This is a genomic window from Bradyrhizobium sp. SZCCHNS3016 (assembly GCF_032484535.1).
Lineage (GTDB): Bacteria > Pseudomonadota > Alphaproteobacteria > Rhizobiales > Xanthobacteraceae > Bradyrhizobium.
Genome location: NZ_JAUETE010000001.1, coordinates 256,751 through 275,819, shown reverse-complemented (window position 1 = coordinate 275,819; position 19,069 = coordinate 256,751). Strand labels below are relative to the sequence as shown.

20 protein-coding genes and 1 pseudogene are annotated in these 19,069 nt (G+C 65.9%); 16 read left to right on the top strand and 5 right to left on the bottom strand.

Annotated features, from left to right (window positions below; translation table 11 throughout):
* The first annotated feature begins 7 nt into the window (after positions 1 to 7).
* The 13 genes from QW881_RS01305 to QW881_RS01245 all read left to right on the top strand — a co-directional run bounded on the left by QW881_RS01305 (position 8) and on the right by QW881_RS01245 (position 14,244).
* Positions 8 to 676 carry a Crp/Fnr family transcriptional regulator gene (locus QW881_RS01305; RefSeq protein WP_315755151.1) on the top strand — a complete coding sequence of 223 codons (669 nt, stop codon included), beginning with the start codon at positions 8 to 10 and terminating at the stop codon, positions 674 to 676.
* An 89-nt stretch (positions 677 to 765) separates the two neighbouring features.
* Positions 766 to 969 carry a DUF2892 domain-containing protein gene (locus QW881_RS01300; protein ID WP_315754876.1) on the top strand — a complete coding sequence of 68 codons (204 nt, stop codon included), beginning with the start codon at positions 766 to 768 and terminating at the stop codon, positions 967 to 969.
* Positions 970 to 1,038: 69 nt separating this feature from the next.
* Positions 1,039 to 1,926, top strand: a complete 888-nt coding sequence (locus QW881_RS01295) for an MBL fold metallo-hydrolase (protein ID WP_315754874.1) — start codon at positions 1,039 to 1,041, stop codon at positions 1,924 to 1,926.
* Positions 1,927 to 2,078: 152 nt separating this feature from the next.
* Positions 2,079 to 2,420, top strand: coding sequence for a hypothetical protein (locus tag QW881_RS01290; protein WP_315736659.1), 342 nt, complete (start codon positions 2,079 to 2,081; stop codon positions 2,418 to 2,420).
* A gap of 178 nt (positions 2,421 to 2,598) precedes the next feature.
* Positions 2,599 to 4,713, top strand: a complete 2,115-nt coding sequence (locus tag QW881_RS01285) for a protein-disulfide reductase DsbD family protein (RefSeq protein ID WP_315754870.1) — start codon at positions 2,599 to 2,601, stop codon at positions 4,711 to 4,713.
* The gene (locus QW881_RS01280; RefSeq protein ID WP_316158070.1) at positions 4,710 to 5,348 is read left to right on the top strand and encodes a DsbA family protein; all 639 of its coding nucleotides are present in this window, start codon (positions 4,710 to 4,712) and stop codon (positions 5,346 to 5,348) included. Before QW881_RS01285 ends, QW881_RS01280 begins: the two co-directional genes overlap by 4 nt.
* 495 nt (positions 5,349 to 5,843) lie before the next feature.
* Positions 5,844 to 6,746, top strand: coding sequence for a LysR substrate-binding domain-containing protein (locus tag QW881_RS01275; protein ID WP_316158071.1), 903 nt, complete (start codon positions 5,844 to 5,846; stop codon positions 6,744 to 6,746).
* A 131-nt stretch (positions 6,747 to 6,877) separates the two neighbouring features.
* Positions 6,878 to 7,822: a 5-dehydro-4-deoxyglucarate dehydratase gene (gene kdgD, locus QW881_RS01270; RefSeq protein ID WP_315754866.1), complete on the top strand. Its 945-nt coding sequence runs from the start codon at positions 6,878 to 6,880 to the stop codon at positions 7,820 to 7,822.
* A 153-nt stretch (positions 7,823 to 7,975) separates the two neighbouring features.
* A complete protein-coding gene (gene gudD / locus QW881_RS01265; RefSeq protein WP_316158072.1) occupies positions 7,976 to 9,331 on the top strand; it encodes a glucarate dehydratase in 1,356 nt (451 codons plus the stop codon).
* A gap of 54 nt (positions 9,332 to 9,385) precedes the next feature.
* Complete coding sequence (locus tag QW881_RS01260) at positions 9,386 to 10,834, top strand: aldehyde dehydrogenase family protein (protein ID WP_316158073.1); 1,449 nt, start codon at positions 9,386 to 9,388, stop codon at positions 10,832 to 10,834.
* A gap of 225 nt (positions 10,835 to 11,059) precedes the next feature.
* Positions 11,060 to 12,601 carry a galactarate dehydratase gene (gene garD, locus QW881_RS01255; RefSeq protein ID WP_316158074.1) on the top strand — a complete coding sequence of 514 codons (1,542 nt, stop codon included), beginning with the start codon at positions 11,060 to 11,062 and terminating at the stop codon, positions 12,599 to 12,601.
* Positions 12,602 to 12,775: 174 nt separating this feature from the next.
* Positions 12,776 to 13,570: a class II aldolase/adducin family protein gene (locus QW881_RS01250; protein WP_316158075.1), complete on the top strand. Its 795-nt coding sequence runs from the start codon at positions 12,776 to 12,778 to the stop codon at positions 13,568 to 13,570.
* Between the two features lie 95 nt (positions 13,571 to 13,665).
* Positions 13,666 to 14,244 carry a hypothetical protein gene (locus QW881_RS01245; protein WP_316158076.1) on the top strand — a complete coding sequence of 193 codons (579 nt, stop codon included), beginning with the start codon at positions 13,666 to 13,668 and terminating at the stop codon, positions 14,242 to 14,244.
* A 717-nt stretch (positions 14,245 to 14,961) separates the two neighbouring features.
* On the opposite strand, the gene QW881_RS01240 is transcribed toward QW881_RS01245, so the two are convergent.
* Positions 14,962 to 16,410, bottom strand: a complete 1,449-nt coding sequence (locus QW881_RS01240; RefSeq protein WP_315754853.1) for a PLP-dependent aminotransferase family protein — start codon at positions 16,408 to 16,410, stop codon at positions 14,962 to 14,964.
* Positions 16,411 to 16,474: 64 nt separating this feature from the next.
* Between QW881_RS01240 and QW881_RS01235 the strand changes: the two genes are divergently transcribed.
* Positions 16,475 to 17,197, top strand: a complete 723-nt coding sequence (locus tag QW881_RS01235; RefSeq protein WP_315754851.1) for a pyridoxamine 5'-phosphate oxidase family protein — start codon at positions 16,475 to 16,477, stop codon at positions 17,195 to 17,197.
* Here QW881_RS01235 and QW881_RS01230 read toward each other — a convergent pair.
* From QW881_RS01230 to QW881_RS01215, 4 genes and pseudogenes are all read right to left on the bottom strand, one after another.
* Positions 17,194 to 17,438, bottom strand: a pseudogene (locus tag QW881_RS01230) (IS5/IS1182 family transposase); the annotation flags it as partial. The gene QW881_RS01235 and the pseudogene QW881_RS01230 overlap by 4 nt on opposite strands.
* A gap of 243 nt (positions 17,439 to 17,681) precedes the next feature.
* The gene (locus QW881_RS01225; RefSeq protein WP_315754849.1) at positions 17,682 to 17,939 is read right to left on the bottom strand and encodes an SHOCT domain-containing protein; all 258 of its coding nucleotides are present in this window, start codon (positions 17,937 to 17,939) and stop codon (positions 17,682 to 17,684) included.
* Between the two features lie 2 nt (positions 17,940 to 17,941).
* Positions 17,942 to 18,112: a hypothetical protein gene (locus QW881_RS01220; protein ID WP_315754847.1), complete on the bottom strand. Its 171-nt coding sequence runs from the start codon at positions 18,110 to 18,112 to the stop codon at positions 17,942 to 17,944.
* Entirely contained in the window at positions 18,113 to 18,274 is a 162-nt protein-coding gene (locus QW881_RS01215) for a hypothetical protein (protein WP_315754845.1), read from the bottom strand.
* A gap of 131 nt (positions 18,275 to 18,405) precedes the next feature.
* On the opposite strand from QW881_RS01215, the gene QW881_RS01210 reads away from it, so the two are divergent.
* Together QW881_RS01210 and QW881_RS01205 are read left to right on the top strand one after the other, a co-directional pair.
* Positions 18,406 to 18,735 (top strand): cytochrome c, encoded by a 330-nt coding sequence (locus QW881_RS01210; protein WP_316172322.1) that lies wholly within the window; start codon positions 18,406 to 18,408, stop codon positions 18,733 to 18,735.
* Positions 18,732 to 19,055, top strand: a complete 324-nt coding sequence (locus QW881_RS01205; protein WP_315754841.1) for a c-type cytochrome — start codon at positions 18,732 to 18,734, stop codon at positions 19,053 to 19,055. The genes QW881_RS01210 and QW881_RS01205 overlap by 4 nt, the downstream gene beginning before the upstream one ends.
* Positions 19,056 to 19,069: the final 14 nt, after the last annotated feature.

Here is a 19,069-nt window from a genome sequence, read left to right as displayed (position 1 = left end):
TGTCGTGATGTCGTCGGAGCAGGACTGGACGAGCGCTTTCCCGCCGTTGCGACAACTGCCGGAGGAGACCTTCGCGCAGTTGCGCGAGGCCAGCCTCATTGTCGAGCTTCCGGAAGGCAGCCGGATTTTCGGCCCCGGCCAGGCGCCGGACTCCTTCCTGCTGCTGCTGGACGGGACCATCCGGGTGCAGCAGACGTCCGAGTCCGGCCGCGAGATCGTGCTCTACCGCGTCCAGGCAGGCGAAAGCTGCGCGCTGACCACGGCCTGCCTGATGGGTTACGAGGAATACCAGGCCGAGGGCATCGCGGAGACCCGGATCCGCGCCGTGGCGATCCCGCGCGCGCTGTTTGACCGGCTGATCGCCAGCTCGCGCGAATTCCGTCAGTTCGTCTTCACCGCGTTCAGCCGCCGCGTCACCAATCTCTTCCGCATCATAGAGGAGGTCGCGTTCGAGCGGATCGATGTGAGGCTCGCGCAGAAGCTTCTCGAGTTCGCCGGGGCAAAGCAGCAGATCGCTGCGACGCATCAGGAGCTCGCCAACGAGCTCGGCAGCGCACGCGAGGTCATCAGCCGCCAGCTCAATGAATTCGCGAGGCGCGGCTGGTTGCGAATGGCTCGCGGAATCGTCGAGATCACCGACAGACCGGCGCTTGTCCAGCTGGCCCAGCATGATTAGGAACCGGCGTCTCTTGGTGACTTAGTTACATACGCGCGCCGTATCCCGCTCTATCGTTGGCATCATCGCAAGCCAAAGGGGAGCGCGACATGACACAGAACATTGGCAAGATCGACCGGCTGCTCAGGATCATCGTCGGACTGGCGATCCTCAGTCTCACGGTCGTAGGGCCGCAGACCTTGTGGGGCCTTCTGGGCCTGATCCCGCTCGGCACCGCACTGATCGGCTGGTGCCCGCCCTACGCGATGCTCGGCATCAATACCTGCGGAACGAAATCCAGTCCGATGCCTTAGACCGCGCAGGACGACAAACGCGGCGTGGGCGGCGATGCCGCCCCGGAGCCAAATCGTGGAGCAGCAGCCATGTCCTATCCAATCGATCTCCGCGTGCAGCCGAAGGTGGCCGGATTTTTCGATCCCGACACCAGCACGATCAGCTACGTAGTGAAGGACCCGTCATCGCCGTCCTGCGCGATCGTCGATCCCGTCCTCGACATCGACTACGCGGCCGGCCGCATCAGCACCCGCTCCGCCGACATGCTGATCGACTACGTGAAGATCAACGGCCTCCGGCCAGAGTGGCTGATCGAAACGCATGCGCATGCCGATCATCTCTCCGCTGCGCCCTACATCCAGGACAAGCTCGGCGGCAAGATCGGCATCGGCGAGCATATCCTGACCGTGCAGGAGACCTTCGGCAAGGTCTTCAACGAGGGCACGGAGTTTCGCCGCGACGGCAGCCAATTCGACCGACTGTTCAAGGATGGCGACACCTATCAGGTGGGACAGATGACGGCCCTCGTGATGCACACGCCCGGTCACACGCCCGCCTGTGCCACGCACGTGATGGGCGATGCAGCTTTCGTCGGCGACACCCTGTTCATGCCCGACGGGGGAACGGCGCGGGCCGACTTTCCAGGCGGCAACGCGCGCACGCTGTTTCGCTCGATCCGGAAGATCCTTGAAACGCTGCCGCGCGAGACCCGGCTGTTCATGTGTCACGACTATGCCCCCAACGGCCGCGCGGTGCGCTGGGAAACGACCGTCGGCGAGGAGCGGCTCCACAACATCCACGCGCGAGACGGGATGACCGAGGACGAGTTCGTTGCGCTTCGCGAGGCCCGCGACAAGACGCTCGGCATGCCGCGCCTGATCATTCCATCGCTTCAGGTCAATATCCGCGCCGGACATCTGCCTCCCGCGGACGCGACGGGAAAGACATTCCTGAAGGTACCGATCAACGTACTTTGAGAACCACTCGCTTTGCTCACGCGATGCCGACCTGGGCCGCAAGTTCGCGGCGTCACGAAGATGTCAGTTGCCAAGAGCGGCCCGTCTGCGCGACCAGTCCAAGCTGGAGCAGATGATCCAAGATGATGCGCGCTGATTTCGAGATGCCCGCGATGACACGCCGCCTGATGGCGGCGCTGATCGCGCTCGTCTTGAGTCTGGCGCCTCTGCTCGGAACGTTCGAGGTTGCCACGGCAGACACCGGTGCCGGTGCCCCTCAATGGTCCCGAACGACCACGAGCGCGCCCAAGCCGTGCAGGAAGGCCGTCCTTCCGGGCATGATCAACACCTGTCCGTTTGCCGCGGCTGGTCTGACCGCCGTCCCGGCGAACGACAATCCTGCGGCACAGCCGGTTGCCGCCTCCCGGACGCTGTCCTGGCGCCCCTATGACGAGGCGCTGACGACGCAATGCCACGGGTCCTCGCCCTACCGTCCTCCCTGTCGCCACGCCTGACCGTTCCGTGCTCATCGGCTCACGGGCAGCGTAACGCCGTGACTTGAGCGAACGAATATCCAACATCGATCGCGGGTCACGCGGATCGGCTCGTGGTGCCCGTCTCTAGGCGTGCCTTGCGCCGGATCGCGCGGCGCAACGGCCACCGCAATGTGCGATCAGCGCGCGGGAGATCATCATGTCCATCCGTCATCTTGGCCGGCTCGTATTGCTGTTCGGCCTGCTCCATCTTGCGGCGACGACCGCCGCCGCCGGTCAGTTGCGGCCGCAGGCGAACGTCGACACGCGCCTGCTGGTCGGCGACATCACGCGAGCAGACGACGGCCCGGCCACGGCGTGGGCGGGACTGGATGTCAGGCTGGATGCAGGCTGGCACACCTATTGGCGCTCGGCCGGCGACGCCGGCGCACCACCGCAATTCGACTGGAGCGGCTCGCGCAACGTCGCCGATGTCACCGTCGAATGGCCGGCGCCGAGCCGCTTCAGCGAGCAGGATATCGACACGTTCGGCTATGCCGAGCACGTGCTGTTTCCGTTGCGCGTGCGGCTCGAGGATGGAGCGGCGCCCGCACATCTCACGCTGAAGGCCGTGCTGTTCGTCTGCTCGGTCATCTGCACCCAGCAGGAGGCCGATCTCGAGGCCGACATCCCCGCCGTTTCGCGTCGGCCGAACGATCAGGCGCTGATCGACGAATGGCGGCAGAGCGTCCCGCGGGCGAGTTCGCCCGGACTTTCCATCACGGCGCTGCGCATCGATCGGCAACCAAAGCCGCAACTGCTGCTCGAAGCGCATGCTACGCCGCCACTGCACGCACCCGACGTCTTCCTTGATGGGGACGACGCCGTGTCCGGCGGCCGTCCCCAGGTGAGCACGATGTCGGACGGCGGCGTACGGATCGCCGTGCCGGTGCAAGGCCTCGATCGGGCCGGTCCGGTGCAACGCCTGCGGGTCACCCTGGTCGATGGCGACCGATCGGTAGAAGCCATGATTCCGGTGGATGTCGATCAAGCTGCCCACGCTTCTGCGGCCAAAGCAGCCACACCGGCACCCCGTCCTTCGGCGGCATCGGTCTGGGCCATTCTCGGCGTGGCCCTGCTCGGCGGCTTCATCCTCAACTTCATGCCCTGCGTGTTTCCGGTGCTGTCGCTGAAGCTCGTTTCGCTGGTCGATCACGATCCCGCACACGCGCCCTCGCCGCGTCGGGCATTCCTGGCGACGGCGGCCGGCATCGTCGCCTCGTTCGTGACCCTTGCCATCATCCTGTCCGCGCTCAAGGCCGCGGGCACCGAAGTCGGCTGGGGCCTGCAGTTTCAGCAGCCCGCTTTCCTCATCGCGATGATCATCGTGCTAGCGGCATTCGGTGCCAACCTGCTCGGCCTGTTCGAGATCAACCTGCCGTGGTCGATCGTCGGCCGCCTCGGCAACGCTGCGAGCCGCAGGACGATGGCAGGTCATGCCATCAACGGCTTCGTCATGACGCTGCTGGCCACGCCGTGCTCGGCGCCATTCGTCGGCACCGCCGTCGCTTTTGCGCTGTCGCAGGCCGCGCCGCAGATCCTGCTGGTGTTCACCACGCTTGGGCTCGGCATGGCTGCGCCGTATCTGTCTCTCGCCGCGGCGCCGGGCCTTGCCGCACTCTTCCCGCGGCCCGGCCGCTGGATGCTGAAGCTGCGCGCGCTTGCAGCGCTCGCGATGGCGGCGACCGCGCTATGGCTGCTGATCGTGCTCGCCGACATCAGTGGACCCTCGACTGCGGCCGTCCTCGCCGCTGCGCTGCTCGTCCCTGCGCTGATCATGGCGGCGCTCCGTTTCCCGTTGCGGCGAACGATCGCTGGAGCCAGCCTCGTCATCGCGACAGGTCTGGCGCTGACGGCAGCGACCTACATCAAGGCACCGGACGGCGGGGACCGGGTGGCCGAGATCGCCTGGCAACCGCTGGCTCCGGCCGAGATCGCGGCACAGGTGCGTGCCGGCCATACGGTCTTCGTCGACATCGGCGCCAGCTGGTGCGTCACCTGCAAGGTCAACGAGAAGCTCGTGCTCGACAGCACGGCCGTGCGCAGCCGACTCGCGTCGGGTGTCGTTGCCGTCAAGGCGGACTGGACCTCGCCCAGCGACGCGATCGCGACCTATCTCCGATCCTTCGGCCGCTACGGCCTGCCGTTCAACATCGTGTACGGCCCCGGAGCTCCCAACGGCATCCTGCTCCCCGAACTGCTGACGCCGCAGACCGTGCTGGATGCCATCGACACCGCATCGACCATCCCGCGTCAGGAGAACGACAAGTCATGAACATGAAGGCCTTTACCGCATCGATCGCCATACTGCTGCTGTTGACCGCGGCCATCCTGCCGCTCCAGGCTCGCGCCGAGGACGACGACACCGACATTCTGAGCGAAGCGCGCATCCTGCACGATCCCGCCATCCCTGCTGTCGGAAACGCCGATGGCGACATCACGATCGTCGAGTATTTCGACTATCAATGCCCCTATTGCCGCAAGATCAGCCCGGAGCTCGCCAAGGTGGTTCGCGACGACGGTCACGTCCGTCTCGTCTTCAAGGATTGGCCGATCTTCGGCGGCGCCTCGATCTACGCGGCACGCCTCACCCTGGCGGCGAGATATCAGGACAAGTTCGCCGAAGCCCATGAGGCGCTGATCTCGCTCAATGAGAAGCTGTCGGAGGCCAAGGTCGATGCGGCGCTCAGCGGCGCCGGAATCGACCTCGCCCGCGCCAAGGCCGACCTCGCGGCCAAGCGCGCCGACATCGACGCCGTGCTTGCGCGCAACCACGAGCAGGCCACGGGCCTCGGCTTCCGCGGCACGCCGGCCTTCATCATCGGCCATTTCCGCATCCCCGGCGTCCCCAATGCACAGGCTTTCAAGCAGGCCATTGCGGATGCCCGCGCTGCCGCATCCGCCAAGTGAGCGGGCACCTGACGCTCGCCATGGACGGCCGGCTGCAGCGCCGTGCCCGCAACGTGCGGCTCAGTAGCTGGCCCCAACGGAGAAGGAGATCTCGTTCCGAACGTTTGGGACAGCGGAGCTTCCTGATTCACTTCCGCGATGGAGTGAGGTCCTGATGCGGTTGGCCGGCACGGTCAGGCCGATCTCGGCATTGGCGAGGTGGCAGCCGGGGTCTTCGGCCTCGGCATGGCCGGCGATGCGCGGCGCACGCCGCGCGCGTATTGCATTGCAGATGTCAACATGTGCGCGGGCACCACAGCGGCCGGCGACCCGGGATTGCATCATCGCTTCGCTCCGCGCATGACGGGCGCGGCAGGCAGTGGCCCCGCCTGATGCGAACCGCCGAGCTTGGCGCGTCTGCCAAGCCGCGGCCGACGATCCCGCCAACATTCCCACTGCACCCAATCGATGCTACCAAGCCCGCACCACCGCCCGATCCATGCCGAGGAGGCATCGATGTTCGACCTCAACCAGCTGCGCTGCTTCGTCACCGTGGCCGAGGAGCTGCATTTCGGCCGCGCCGCGATCCGGCTCAACATGACGCAGCCGCCGCTGTCGCGGCAGATCCAGGTGCTGGAGCACATCATCGATGCGGTGCTGCTGGAGCGCACCAGCCGCTCGGTGAAGCTGACGCCGGCCGGGCGCAGCTTTTTGCCCGAGGCACGGCGCATCCTGAAAATGGCCGAGAGCGCCGCCCAGGTGGCGCAGCGCATTGCCAGCGGCAAGAGCGGCTCGCTCAAGATCGGCTTCACCGCGGCCGCGGCTTACAGCTTCCTGCCCGATCTGGTCGCCGCCTGCCGCAGCGAGCTTCCAGAAGCCGATCTGTCGCTGAAGGAAATGGTCTCCGGCGACCAGATCGAGGCGCTGGCCTCCGGCCAGATCGACGCCGGCCTGCTGCGGCCGCCGATCGCGCGCCCCGAATTCGCCACCCGCCGCGTCGTCGCCGAGCCGCTCTGCGCCGCGCTGCCGCGCCGGCATCGGCTGGCCTCGGCCGAGACCGTGTCGATCCGTGATTTCGACGGCCAGAACTTCATTATGTATTCGCAGACCGAGGCACGCTATTTCCACGATCTCCTGGTGTCGCAGTTCATGCGCGCAGAGGTGCTGCCGCGCTACGTGCAGCACCTGAGCCAGATCCACTCGATCCTGGCGATGGTGCGCGCCGGACTGGGGCTCGCGATCGTGCCCGAAGCTGCCTCCAGCCTGAAGATCGCCGATGTCCGGCTGCGGCCGCTGAAGCTGCGCAACCCGACGCCGGCCGAGCTGTTCCTGGTCTGGCGGCGCGATCACGACAATCCCCTGCTGCCGGCACTGGTCGAGCTGGCCGGCAATCTCGCCGTGCAGCAGGCGGAAGATTGATATCTGATCTGCATCAATCGATACCGTCATTGGCTTGGACCGGCATCGAACTTGGTCCTACGACATCGCCCGGGGAATGCGCCGGCGCCTGCCGCGCCCATTCCCAAGGACATTCGTGAAGGACCCGCGCGATGAGCAAGATGACCCCGACGGAAATGGCTGCGAAGATCGGCAGCGGCCTGCTCTCCTTCCCCGTGACGCCGTTCAAGGCCGACTATTCGTTCGACGAAGCCACCTATCGCGCCAACATGGACTGGCTGTGCGGCCATGAGGTCGCAGGCCTGTTCGCCGCCGGCGGCACGGGCGAGTTCTTCTCGCTCACCCCTGCGGAGGTGCCTGAGGTCGTCGAGGTCGCGGTGCACGAGACCCGCGGCCGGGTGCCCGTGCTGGCGGGTACCGGCTACGGCACCGCGATCGCGCGCGAGATCGCCATTGGCGCCGAGAAGGCCGGCGCGGACGGCCTGTTGCTGCTGCCGCCCTATCTGACCCATGCCGAGCAGGATGGCCTCGCCGCCCACGTCGAGGCGGTCTGCAAGTCGGTGAAGATCGGCGTGATCGTCTACAACCGCGACAACGCCATCCTGCAGCCGGATACTTTGGCGCGGCTGTGCGAGCGCTGCCCGAACCTGGTCGGCTACAAGGACGGCATCGGCGACATCGAGCTGATGACCCGGGTCTACACCAGGATGGGCGACCGCCTGACCTATATCGGTGGCCTGCCGACCGCGGAGACCTTCGCGCTGCCCTATCTCGACATGGGCGTGACGACCTACTCCTCGGCCGTATTCAACTTCGTACCGGAGTTCGCGACGAACTTCTATGCCGCGGTGCGCAAGCGCGACCACGCCACCATCCAGGCCGGATTGAAGGATTTCATTTTGCCGCTGATCGCGATACGCAACCGCAAGAAGGGCTACGCGGTCTCGATCATCAAGGCCGGCATGAAGGTGATCGGCCGCGATTCCGGCCCTGTCCGCCTGCCGCTGACCGATCTGACCGCGGAGGAGATGGCGGAGCTGACGGCGCTGGTGAAGGCGCTGCCAGGCGCCGTCTCGGCGCAGCAGGCGGCGGAGTAATTGGCTGTCATTCCGGGGCAAGGCCGCAAGGCCTTGAACCCGGAATCTCGAAGTTGATCGACAAGAAGAGACGCAAGCCAATCTCTGGATTCCGGGTTCAGCCCTGACGGGCTGCCCCGGAATGACGGAGGTGGTAGCGAGGAGGAGGAGCACATGAGTCACGAGGCCACCAAGACCGGCATCTCCGGCGCGCCGGTCGTCACCGGCATGGAGGTCATTCCGGTCGCCGGCCGTGACAGCATGCTGCTCAATCTCAGCGGCGCGCATGGGCCGTTCTTCACCCGCAACCTCGTCATCCTCACCGACAATTCCGGCCACACCGGCGTCGGCGAAGTGCCCGGCGGCGAGAAGATCCGGCAGACGCTGGAGGATGCGAAGAGCCTGATCGTCGGCAAAAGCATCGGCGCCTGCAATACCATCCTCGCCTCGATGCGCACCGCCTTCGCCGACCGTGACGCCGGCGGCCGCGGCAAGCAGACCTTCGATCTGCGCGTGATGATCCACGCGGTGACGGCGGTGGAATCCGCGCTGCTCGACCTGCTCGGCCAACATCTCCTTCTGCCCGTCGCGGCGCTGCTCGGCGAAGGCCAGCAGCGCACATCGGTCGAGGCGCTCGGCTATCTGTTCTTCGTCGGCGACCGCAGGAAGACGGACCTGCCCTACGCCACCGGCGAAGGCGAGAAGGACGGCTGGTTCACGCTCCGCCACCACGAGGCGATGACGCCCGAGGCCGTGGTGCGGCTCGCCGAGGCCACGCACGACGCCTACGGCTTCGCCGACTTCAAGTTGAAGGGCGGCGTCCTCAAGGGCGAGGCCGAGATCGAGGCGGTGACCGCGATCGCGAAACGCTTCCCGCAGGCGCGCGTCACGCTCGACCCCAACGGCGCCTGGTCGCTCGATGAGGCCATTCGCCTCTGCAAGGACATGCACGGCATCCTTGCTTATGCCGAGGACCCCTGCGGCGCCGAGGCCGGCTTCTCCGGGCGCGAGATCATGGCCGAGTTCCGCCGCGAGACGGGCCTGCCGACCGCGACCAACATGATCGCCACCGATTGGCGGCAGCTCAGCCATGCGCTGCGGCTCGGCGCGGTCGACATCCCCTTGGCCGATCCCCATTTCTGGACCATGCAGGGCTCGGTCCGCGTCGCCCAGACCTGCAAGGACAATGGCCTGACCTGGGGTTCGCACTCCAACAACCATTTCGACATTTCGCTGGCGATGTTCACCCATGTGGCCGCCGCCGCGCCGGGCAAGGTCACCGCGATCGACACCCACTGGATCTGGCAGGACGGCCAGGCGCTGACCAAGGCGCCGCTGCAGATCAAGGGCGGCAGGATTGCCGTGCCCGAGCAACCCGGGCTCGGCATCGAGGTTGACCGCGGCGCCATCGAAAAGGCCAATGCGCTGTACAAGAGCCACGGGCTCGGCGCACGCGACGACGCCGTCGCAATGCAGTATCTGATCCCCGGCTGGACCTTCGACGACAAGCGCCCCTGTCTCGTGCGATGACGGAGGCGATCGGTTAGATTGTCCGAGCAATCGCGCAAAAGTCTGGAGAACAACATGAACGCGATCCTCAAGAATTTCATTGCCGGCGAGTGGGTCGACGGCAGCGGGGTGACCCGCAACATCAACCCGTCCAACACCAACGACGTCGTCGGCGAATATGCCAAGGCCGACCGCGCCCAGACCGAGAAGGCGATCGCCGCCGCCAAGGCCGCGTTCCCTGCCTGGTCGCGCTCGACCCCGCAGGAGCGCTATGACGCGCTGAACAAGATCTCGGCGGAGATCCTGTCGCGCAAGGAAGAGCTCGGCCGGCTGCTCGCGCGCGAGGAAGGCAAGACCTTGCCGGAGGGCATCGGCGAGGTGGCGCGTGCGGGGCAGATCTTTGCGTTCTTTGCCGGCGAGGCGCTGCGCCTGACCGGCGAGAAGGGCGCCTCGGTCAGGCCCGGTCTCGATGTCGAGATCACGCGCGAGGCGGTCGGCGTCGTCGGCATGATCACGCCCTGGAATTTCCCGATCGCGATCCCCGCCTGGAAGATCGCGCCCGCGCTCTGCTACGGCAACACGGTGGTGTTCAAGCCGGCCGAGCTGGTGCCGGGCTCGGCGCATGCTCTCTCCGAGATCATCGCGCGCTCCGGCCTTCCCGCCGGCGTGTTCAACCTCGTCGTCGGCTCCGGCTCGGTGGTCGGCCAGACCCTGCTCGAGCATCCGGACGTCGCCGCGATCTCCTTCACCGGCTCGGTCGGCACGGGGCGCAAGATCGCGCAGGCCTGCGTGCTGTCGAACCCGATGAAGAAGTTCCAGCTCGAGATGGGCGGCAAGAATCCGATGGTCGTGCTCGACGATGCCGACGTCAAGATCGCAGTCGAAGCCTGTGTCAACGGCTCCTACTTCTCGACCGGCCAACGCTGCACGGCGTCCTCGCGCCTGATCGTCACCGAAGGCATCCACGACAAGTTCGTGGCCGCCATGACCGAGCGCCTCAAGGGCCTCGTGGTCGATGACGCCGTCAAGCAGGGCACCCATATCGGCCCAGTGGTCGACGGCAATCAGCTCGAGCAGGACCAGCGCTATCTCAAGATCGGACAGGACGAAGGTGCCAAGCTGACCTGGGGCGGCGAGTTGTTGAACCGCGAAACGCCCGGCTTCTACATGCAGCCGGCGCTGTTCACCGAGGCCACCAACACCATGCGCATCGCCCGGGAGGAGATCTTCGGGCCGGTTGCCTGCGTGATCCGTGCGAAGAACTACGACGAGGCGCTGGCAATCGCCAATGACACCGAGTTCGGTCTCGCGGCGGGCGTCTGCACCACCAGCCTCAAATACGCCTCGCACTTCAAGCGCAACAGCGAGGCCGGCATGGTGATGGTCAACCTGCCGACCGCCGGCGTCGACTATCACGTGCCGTTCGGCGGCCGGAAGGGCTCGAGCTACGGCGCCCGCGAGCAGGGCTCCTACGCGCGCGAGTTCTACACGACGGTGAAGACGGCCTACACCTATCCGGTGTGAGACCTCGCCCGTCGTGAGCGTCGTCATGGCGAGGCGCGAAGCGACGAAGCAATCCAGACCTCCTGTTCGGCCCCGGATTGCTTCGCTTCGCTCGCAATGACGGAAACCAAGACCTGTAGGGTGGGCAAAGGCGCGAAGCGCCGTGCCCACCGACGGCTCGAAGACGAACGAAAGACGGTGGGCACGCTTCGCTTTGCCCACCTTACGGAGCAGCACGGAGCGAGCATGAACCAGCAGGTCGTCGCGAACCAGGAGCCCCGCACCATCAAGCTCAACGCGCGCGACAACGTCGCGATCGTGGTCAACGATTTCGGCCTGCCCGCCGGCACCAGATTCCCAGATGGCCTCACGCTGAAAAGCTTCGTGCCGCAGGGGCACAAGACCGCGCTGGTCGACATTCCCGAGGGCGCGCCGATCCTCCGCTACGGCGAGATCATCGGCTATGCGAAGTCGGCGATCGCGGCCGGCGAATGGGTCGACGAGGCCCGCATCGACATGCCCGAGGCCCCAGCCCTCGACAAGCTGGAGATCTCCACTGCCGTACCGGCGCCGCTGCCGCCGCTCGACGGCTATACGTTCGAGGGCTTCCGCAATCGCGACGGCTCGGTCGGCACCCGCAACGTGCTGGGCATCTCGACCTCGGTGCAATGCGTCAAGGGCACGCTGGAATTCGCGATCAAGCGCATCAAGAACGAGCTGCTGCCGAAGTACCCGAATGTCGATGACGTCGTCGCGCTGACCCACTCCTATGGCTGCGGTGTCGCGATCACGGCGCCCGATGCCGTGGTGCCGATCCGCACCCTGCAGAACCTGGCGCTGAACCCGAACTTCGGCGGCGAGATCCTGGTCGTCGGCCTCGGCTGCGAGAAGCTCGCGCCGGAACGGCTGCTGCCGGAGGGCACGGAAGACTCGATCGTCCGCATGCAGGACGAGGCCTTCGACGGCTTCGGCGCCATCGTCGACGCCATCATGACCCAGGCCGACCGGCGCCTCGCGCAGCTCAACAAGCGCACGCGCGAGACCTGCCCGGCGTCGGATCTCGTGATCGGCCTGCAATGCGGCGGCAGCGACGCGTTCTCCGGCGTCACCGCCAACCCTGCGGTCGGCTTCGCCGCCGACCTGCTGGTGCGCGCCGGCGCGACCGTGATGTTCTCGGAGGTGACGGAGGTTCGCGACGCCATCCAGCTCTTGACCCGGCGCGCGATCAACGAGGACGTCGGCCGCGCGCTGATCCGCGAGATGGACTGGTACGACTCTTATCTGGCCCGCGGCGGCGCCGACCGCAGCGCCAACACGACGCCGGGCAACAAGAAGGGCGGGCTCGCCAATATCGTCGAGAAATCCCTGGGCTCGATCGTCAAGTCCGGCTCCGGTCCGATCCATGGCGTGCTGGCGCCGGGCGAGAAGGCCAAGCAGAAGGGCATGCTGTTCGCAGCCACGCCCGCCTCCGACTTCATCTGCGGCACCCTGCAGCTCGCCTCCGGCATGACGCTCCAGGTGTTCACCACCGGCCGCGGCACACCCTACGGCCTCGCCGCCGCGCCCGTGATCAAGGTCGCGACCCGCAGCGAACTGGCGCGGCGCTGGAAGGACCTGATCGACTTCGACGCCGGCCGCATCGCCACCGGCGAGATGACCATCGAGGAGACCGGGTGGGAGCTGTTCAAGCTGATCCTCGACGTCGCGAGCGGCCGCATCAAGCCGTGGTCGGATCGCTGGGGCATCCACAACGATCTGACGCTGTTCAATCCGGCGCCGGTGACCTGAGGGAGCGCTCACCCTGCCATGCCAGTTGCCTCGCTCAAACCTCTCCCCGTCATTGCGAGCGAAGCGAAGCAATCCAGGATGGTGGGCGGGACCCTGGATTGCTTCGCTTCGCTCGCAATGGCGCGTATGTTGAAGCAACGAGCCTAGACAACGAAGGCCGGGAGGAAGAGCCAGATGTCCAGCTTCAGCCGCTTCGCCGCGATTGCCGTAGCAGCCCTCCTCCTCTCCGCCGCCCCCTCTCGCGCCGAAGACTCCATCCCCGGCGTTCCCCGCGAGCTGCTCGAGGACATCGCGACCGGCAGCCGCGTGCTCGCCGATCTCGGCGTCGTCGATGCCTTCGGCCATGTCAGTGCGCGGCATCCCACCAATCCGCGCCACTTCCTGATGGCGCGCTCGATCGCGCCGGCGCAGGTCACGGCCAATGACATCATGGAGTTCGACGAGAACGGCGAACCGGTCGATGCGAAGAACCGCGCCGTCTTCCTCGAACGCTTCATCCATGCCGAGATCTACAAGGCCCGCCCGGACGTCAACGCGGTGGTACACACGCATTCGCCCGGCGTCGTCCCCTTCAGCGTCAGCCGTACACCCTTGAAGCCGCTCTATCACAATGCGGCCTTTCTCGGCGACGGCGCCCCGGTGTGGGACATCGGCAAGGAGTTCGGCGCGACCGACATGCTGGTGCGCAACAACGCCATCGGCAGGTCGCTCGCATCCGCGCTCGGCGACAAGTCCGTGGTGCTGATGCGCGGCCATGGTGACGTCACCGTCGGTCCTGCAGTCCAGGCCGCCGTGTTCCGCGCCTACTACACCGATGTGAATGCGAAGCTTCAGGCCCAGGCACTCGGGCTCGGCTCCGATGTGACGTATCTCAGCGCCGAGGAGGCCGCCAAGGCCGATGGCATCAACATGGTGATCATGGATCGTGCCTGGGTGTTGTGGAAGCAGAAGGTGCAGATTGGCAAATAGCGTTCGGCGATCACCGACCTCATTTTGCCGCAAAGTTGACACATCTGTTGATCGAACCTTAATTCCTGATTCTCCCATCGGGCCTGACGCCGCGGATGTCCCTGCATTTTCCTCGCATTGTCGCCGTCGCGCTCGGCCTCTGCCTCGGCTCGTCCTGTCTGGCCCAGGCGCCGATGACGGCTGCCAGCACGTCTGAGAACAAGCCAGACATCGATCTCTATGCGCTGATGTCCGGCTCCTGCCGCACCGCGAAGGTCGATGGCCGCGAATTTTCGTGCAAGACGGTGGCGTTCTTTCACAGCGAGAAGGGGCGGGCTCATTTCACCGTCGCGCTCGACGATCCGGCCGACGAGAGCCACATCATCGCATTCTCCGGCGTCAATGGCCGCAGGTCGATTCAGAACGTCTACGAGCTGCCGATCGACCGCATGCTGCTGAATTCCAAGCATCGTCCGAAGGTCGATGGCATTCCGGTGCCGGCGACGAAGAGCTCGGCCGGCGTGTGCCGTCAGGTCGGCAATTTCGCGATGCTCAAGGTCACGAGCGTGACCTGCTCCGCCAAGGACGACAGCGGCCGCGCCTATGAGCTGCAGTTCGTCTCCGACGGCACACCCATCACCTTGCGCCGGGTGCGCCAGACGATGACGAACGCCGAGCACAATCCCTACGAATGAACGCGCCGCGGGTGCGACAATGCCCGTCCGGGCCGCCTGACGCGCATCTGTTCCAAACCACATCTCGCACAGCCATGAACATGAGGGCGCATTCTCGCGGCAGATGATGCCCGAGGCTTGCGATCCGTCTCGCCCCCAGAAGTGCAAAGGGCGCAGGGAATGCCGGGTGAAGGCCCCACCCATGGCCCGCCTGCGAAAAAAAACGCAGGCGGCAGGTACCACAGGCAAAGCCGGTTCAACCCGGCATTCCCTGCGCGATGGTCTTCACGCTTATACGCAGTCTCCCTGGTGCGCCGGGCTTGTTGGCCACCATGTCGCACAACGCGCTTACGCGCGTCATGCTGGATACCAGCATCGGGGTATCAGGACGCTGCGACTTCACGTCCGCGCATTGCCGTTCGTCCGCACGCTCGATAAGCATGCTGCGGCAACATCGCGGCCATCGCTCCCCACCTCGCGTGTCGTGACGATCGCGCGCTACGCCCCTCTGCGGTGAGGCGGGATGCGCCACCAAAGCATGATTTTCGAAAAAACGAAAGAAGAAAATGCAGGCGCGCGATCGGTCATCAAGAGCACGTTGAACCAATTGAACAAAATCCCGGCCGTCCTGTTGCGCGCAACCCGCCTACGGAGCCTCTGCGCGGATTCGCAGGCGCTCATGGCAATGTTGATTTGCCCGGCGTGCCGGCTCGGCCACACATGCAGCATCGATGATGCTCAGCGCGGGCGCGCGGCAGCGCCCAGGATGTCCTGTGTGGCGCGACCGAGCCGCCTGGCGGCATCGGCGAGATCCTTCGCCGCAAAGCCCGAATAGCCCAGGATGAATCCGTCGGGGGCGCGCTGCACGATCCGCGCATCCGACAACAGCCGGCATTCGATGCCGGCCCGGTCGCGGATCAGTGTCGCTGCGCCCTTCGGCGCTGCGGGCGGCAAGGTCGCCAGCAGATGCAACCCTTGCGACGGCGCGGCCAGTTGCAGGCTTCCCTTGCCATGCCTGGCGAGCGCTTCGGCGACGACATCGCGCGCCTGGCGGTAGCGCGGGCGCAGCCGCCGCATGTGGGCCGCGAGCACGCCGTCGGCCATCAGGTCGGCCAGAGCGTCCTGCATGAAGGCCGGCGGAAACCGGTCCTGCGCCGCGCGCGCTGCGACGACCCGCGCGACCAGCGCCGGCGGCACCACGAGGTAGCCGAGCCGCAGTCCCGCGAACAGCGTCTTGCCGAAGGTGCCGAGATAGATCACGCGCTCACCGCCGATTCCGGCCAGCGCCGTCAGCGGCGGGCCGGCAAAGCGGTATTCGCTGTCGTAGTCGTCCTCGAAGATGTAGGCGTCCGCCCTGCGCGCCCAGTCGAGCAGCGCGATGCGCCGCGCCATGCTCATCGCAACGCCGGTCGGAAACTGATGCGATGGCGTCACGTAGGCGGCCTTGGCCGCCGTGTACGCCGCCTCGCCCGAGCTCACCATGATGCCTTCATCATCGACGGGCACCGGGACCAGCTTCGCGCCGGTCGTGCTCAATGTGTGGCGCGAGGCGACATAGCCGGGATCCTCGAACCAGACGGGATCGCCCGGCGCAAGCAACGCGTCGATGCACAGCCGCAGGCCATGCTGGGTGCCGCTCACGATCAGGATGCAGCTCGGGTCGCAGCGTACGCCACGATTGGCGGCAAGGTAGTGCGCGACCTGGGTGCGCAGATGCAGGCTGCCGCGCGGATCGCCATAGCCGAGCCCATCGGGCGCAGCGTGGGCGATGCGGCGCCGGCTGGCTGCGGCGAGTCGCCTCAAGAGCACGGGATCGACCAGCGTGTAGCCGAGCGCGAACGGCCGACGCGGCGGAATGCGAACATCCAGCTCGGCGACCGGCGCGGCGACCTGCGGTGCGGGCAGCCGGGCGGCGACATAGGTGCCGGCGCCGTGGCGCGCCTCGACCAGGCCATCCGACAGCAGCGCCTCATAGGCTGTGACGATCGCGTTGCGGCGGACGCCGAGCTGCTCGGCAAGCCCTCGCGTCGAAGGCAGACGAAGGCCGGGCACGAGCAGGCCATCGACGATGCCGGTCCGCAGCGCACCGTGCACCTGCTGCGACTGGCTGCGGATGGCACGGTCGAGGTGGATCGGCAGCGCCAGCACGTCGTCGCGGCGCCGCGAAGTGGTTGCTTGCTTTCGCATCGATGTGGAACTCCCGGCAACCACTTTGCCATGGCATGACGTCGACGGAAACAGGAGACTGACGATGTCCGAGCAACAGATGCCGAGCTATCCCGTCGACGACACCAACCGGGTCAAGCGGCGGCATCAGCGCGCCCACTACGATCATGCGACCGTCCATGCCCTGCTCGACTCCGCAACGCTGTGCCACGTCTCCTATGTCATCGACGGCCAGCCCTATTGCACGCCGACGCTGTATTGGCGCGAGGGAACGACGCTGTATTGGCATGGATCGAGCGCCAGCCGCATGCTGCGCAGCCTGTCCGAGGGACAGCCGGCCTGTCTCACCGTCACCCATCTCGACGGCCTGGTGCTGGCGCGCAGCGCCTTCCATCACTCCGCCGACTACCGCTCGGTGATGGCGTTCGGGCATGCCCGGCTGATCGAGGATCAGGCCGAGAAGGCGCGCGCGCTGGTGATGATGGTCGATCGCCTGTTTCCCGGCCGCACTGCAAGCCTGCGCCCAACCACGGAGCAGGAGATCAAGGCCACGTCAGTCGTAACCATGGACATCGAAAGGGCATCGGCGAAGATCCGCGCCGCGGGCGTCATCGATGATGAGGAGGATTATGCGCTTCCGATCTACGCCGAGCGCATTCCGGTGCACACCCTGGTCGGGCCGCCGGAGCCCGATGGCCGATTGCTGCCGGGCGTCACCCGTCCCGCGACGCTGTCAGGTTTCAGCGCTGGACGGCGGCTCGATGAGACGCTGACGGAGGCCTATGCGACGAGCTATCCGGCGGATTAGTTCGTTGACCCGTCAAGGCGCAGCCATGGCCTGATTGACGCGAGTTGAACGAAGGCAAGGTAGTTGGCAGCAAGCCTGTCATGGCGCGTTGCCGCCCGACGACATTGTTCGATCGCATTGAAGAAGCGCTCGACTCGATTGCGAGCGCGGTGGAGATAGGGACTGAAGCAGATCGGACCGCTGCGGTTGCTTTCGGCGGGATGTCGGCCCATGCGCCCTTCCTCATGGCATGCTCCCTGATCAGTCAACGGCTTGTTGGGCAGCATCGGCCTTGCGGCGGTCCATTCATAGTCCGCGAGTTCGTAACGTATGATTCGAGCCCGCATTTGGGGGCTTGAATCACGGTGGTCTGGACGAACGCAACTCTTCGGCCGGTCCTGGGTTCGGCCCTTGCGGCAGAAGTGGACGTCAGCCAACCAACAATCCCTCCCGAAGCCGTCGAAAATGGCCTCAGCGGTCATTAGCACTGACCTGCCGATCAAAATCAGCCGTCAATGTCGCCCTTCTTCTGAAGATATTCGTCGCGATTGATCTCGCCGCGGGCGTAGCGCTCCTCCAGCACATCGAGGCCGGGCGAGCGGCGCGGAGGTGCATAGTGCATCCCGGACCCGGCAAACGAACGCAGGATCCAGACGACCATCGCCACGATGGCGATCAGAGCGACAATCCAAATCACGAAGTGAAGCGGACCGTAGCCGCCCCAGCCGCCCATCATTCCCCAGTTCGGCCCGTAGCCCATCATCGTCACTGCTCCGGTTGAATTAAGTCGTTGTGGCGGTTGAAATCGAGGCGTTGCACCAGCTGGTTGCCCTGCTTGGTGACGATGTCGGCCGTGATCGTATCGGCGTCCTTCTCCTTGACCTCGCTCATCGTCAGGTTCTGGTCGCGGATCATCTGCTGGAGATAGGTCGTCACCTAGTCGGTGGTGATGTTACGGTCGCCGGCGTAATAGCCCGGACCGTAACCCATCATGCCCGAGCCCATCATGCCGCCGCCGTAATAAGGCTGCGCCTGCATGAATGTGGGAACCGCGATGATCGCCGTGATCGCTACGGCACCGGTTAGAGAACGACGCATGTCGGCCTCCGTTGAATTGGATCAATCGCACTTTGAGCCAATGCGTGCCGGCGATGTTGACCGACATCAATCTCAAGGGCTTGTGATAGCGCGATCATACCTTGGAGGCTATCATGATCGTGAAGAGATGCATGAGCTGGCTTCGCGCAATCTTCGGCAGTTTCGGCATCCTAGTATTCGGCGCTGCAACGTGGACCGCATCGGCCCAGCGACCCGCATCGCCACCGTCCGCGTCTTTAGGCCGCGCGCTCGCCGAGACCCATTGTGCGTCATGCCATGGGATCGACGACAACAGCGCCGATCCGCAACATCCGAAGCTGGCCGGGCAACGCGCGTCCTACATCCGTCAGCAACTGCGTGCGTTCAGGAACGGAGAGCGCCGCTCGGACATCATGTCCGGGCCCGCTGCAAGCCTGACCGAGGCGCAGATACGCGAGCTTGCGGCCTATTTCAGTCCGTGAAGCCGGATACGGGCGGCGAACCCAAGCTGGCCGAGATCGGGGCCCGCATCTTCCGCTATGGCTCGCCCGGGGCGCCGCCTTGCGCCGCCTGTCACGGCGACGGCGGCTCTGGCGGCGGCATGATGGGCGGCCACATGGGGATGATGGGAGGCGCCGCGAACGCGCCGAGACTCTACGGTCAGCACGCTGACTATCTGGTGCGGCAGCTCGATGCGTTCGCCAGCGGCGCACGTCGCAGCCCGGTCATGGAACCTATCGCGTCGATATGGCGCGAGCAGGACCGCCGTGCGGTGGCCGAGTATCTTTCTCGTCTTCGGTAAGGTGCCAAGCCCAC

Coding starts and splice junctions, on each gene's coding strand:
- QW881_RS01305 (WP_315755151.1), top strand. CDS start 8: ATGTCGTCGGAGCAGGACTGGACGAGCGCTTTCCCGCCGTTGCGACAA.
- QW881_RS01300 (WP_315754876.1), top strand. CDS start 766: ATGACACAGAACATTGGCAAGATCGACCGGCTGCTCAGGATCATCGTC.
- QW881_RS01295 (WP_315754874.1), top strand. CDS start 1,039: ATGTCCTATCCAATCGATCTCCGCGTGCAGCCGAAGGTGGCCGGATTT.
- QW881_RS01290 (WP_315736659.1), top strand. CDS start 2,079: ATGACACGCCGCCTGATGGCGGCGCTGATCGCGCTCGTCTTGAGTCTG.
- QW881_RS01285 (WP_315754870.1), top strand. CDS start 2,599: ATGTCCATCCGTCATCTTGGCCGGCTCGTATTGCTGTTCGGCCTGCTC.
- QW881_RS01280 (WP_316158070.1), top strand. CDS start 4,710: ATGAACATGAAGGCCTTTACCGCATCGATCGCCATACTGCTGCTGTTG.
- QW881_RS01275 (WP_316158071.1), top strand. CDS start 5,844: ATGTTCGACCTCAACCAGCTGCGCTGCTTCGTCACCGTGGCCGAGGAG.
- kdgD (WP_315754866.1), top strand. CDS start 6,878: ATGAGCAAGATGACCCCGACGGAAATGGCTGCGAAGATCGGCAGCGGC.
- gudD (WP_316158072.1), top strand. CDS start 7,976: ATGAGTCACGAGGCCACCAAGACCGGCATCTCCGGCGCGCCGGTCGTC.
- QW881_RS01260 (WP_316158073.1), top strand. CDS start 9,386: ATGAACGCGATCCTCAAGAATTTCATTGCCGGCGAGTGGGTCGACGGC.
- garD (WP_316158074.1), top strand. CDS start 11,060: ATGAACCAGCAGGTCGTCGCGAACCAGGAGCCCCGCACCATCAAGCTC.
- QW881_RS01250 (WP_316158075.1), top strand. CDS start 12,776: ATGTCCAGCTTCAGCCGCTTCGCCGCGATTGCCGTAGCAGCCCTCCTC.
- QW881_RS01245 (WP_316158076.1), top strand. CDS start 13,666: ATGTCCCTGCATTTTCCTCGCATTGTCGCCGTCGCGCTCGGCCTCTGC.
- QW881_RS01240 (WP_315754853.1), bottom strand. CDS start 16,410: ATGCGAAAGCAAGCAACCACTTCGCGGCGCCGCGACGACGTGCTGGCG.
- QW881_RS01235 (WP_315754851.1), top strand. CDS start 16,475: ATGTCCGAGCAACAGATGCCGAGCTATCCCGTCGACGACACCAACCGG.
- QW881_RS01225 (WP_315754849.1), bottom strand. CDS start 17,939: ATGATGGGCTACGGGCCGAACTGGGGAATGATGGGCGGCTGGGGCGGC.
- QW881_RS01215 (WP_315754845.1), bottom strand. CDS start 18,274: ATGCGTCGTTCTCTAACCGGTGCCGTAGCGATCACGGCGATCATCGCG.
- QW881_RS01210 (WP_316172322.1), top strand. CDS start 18,406: ATGAGCTGGCTTCGCGCAATCTTCGGCAGTTTCGGCATCCTAGTATTC.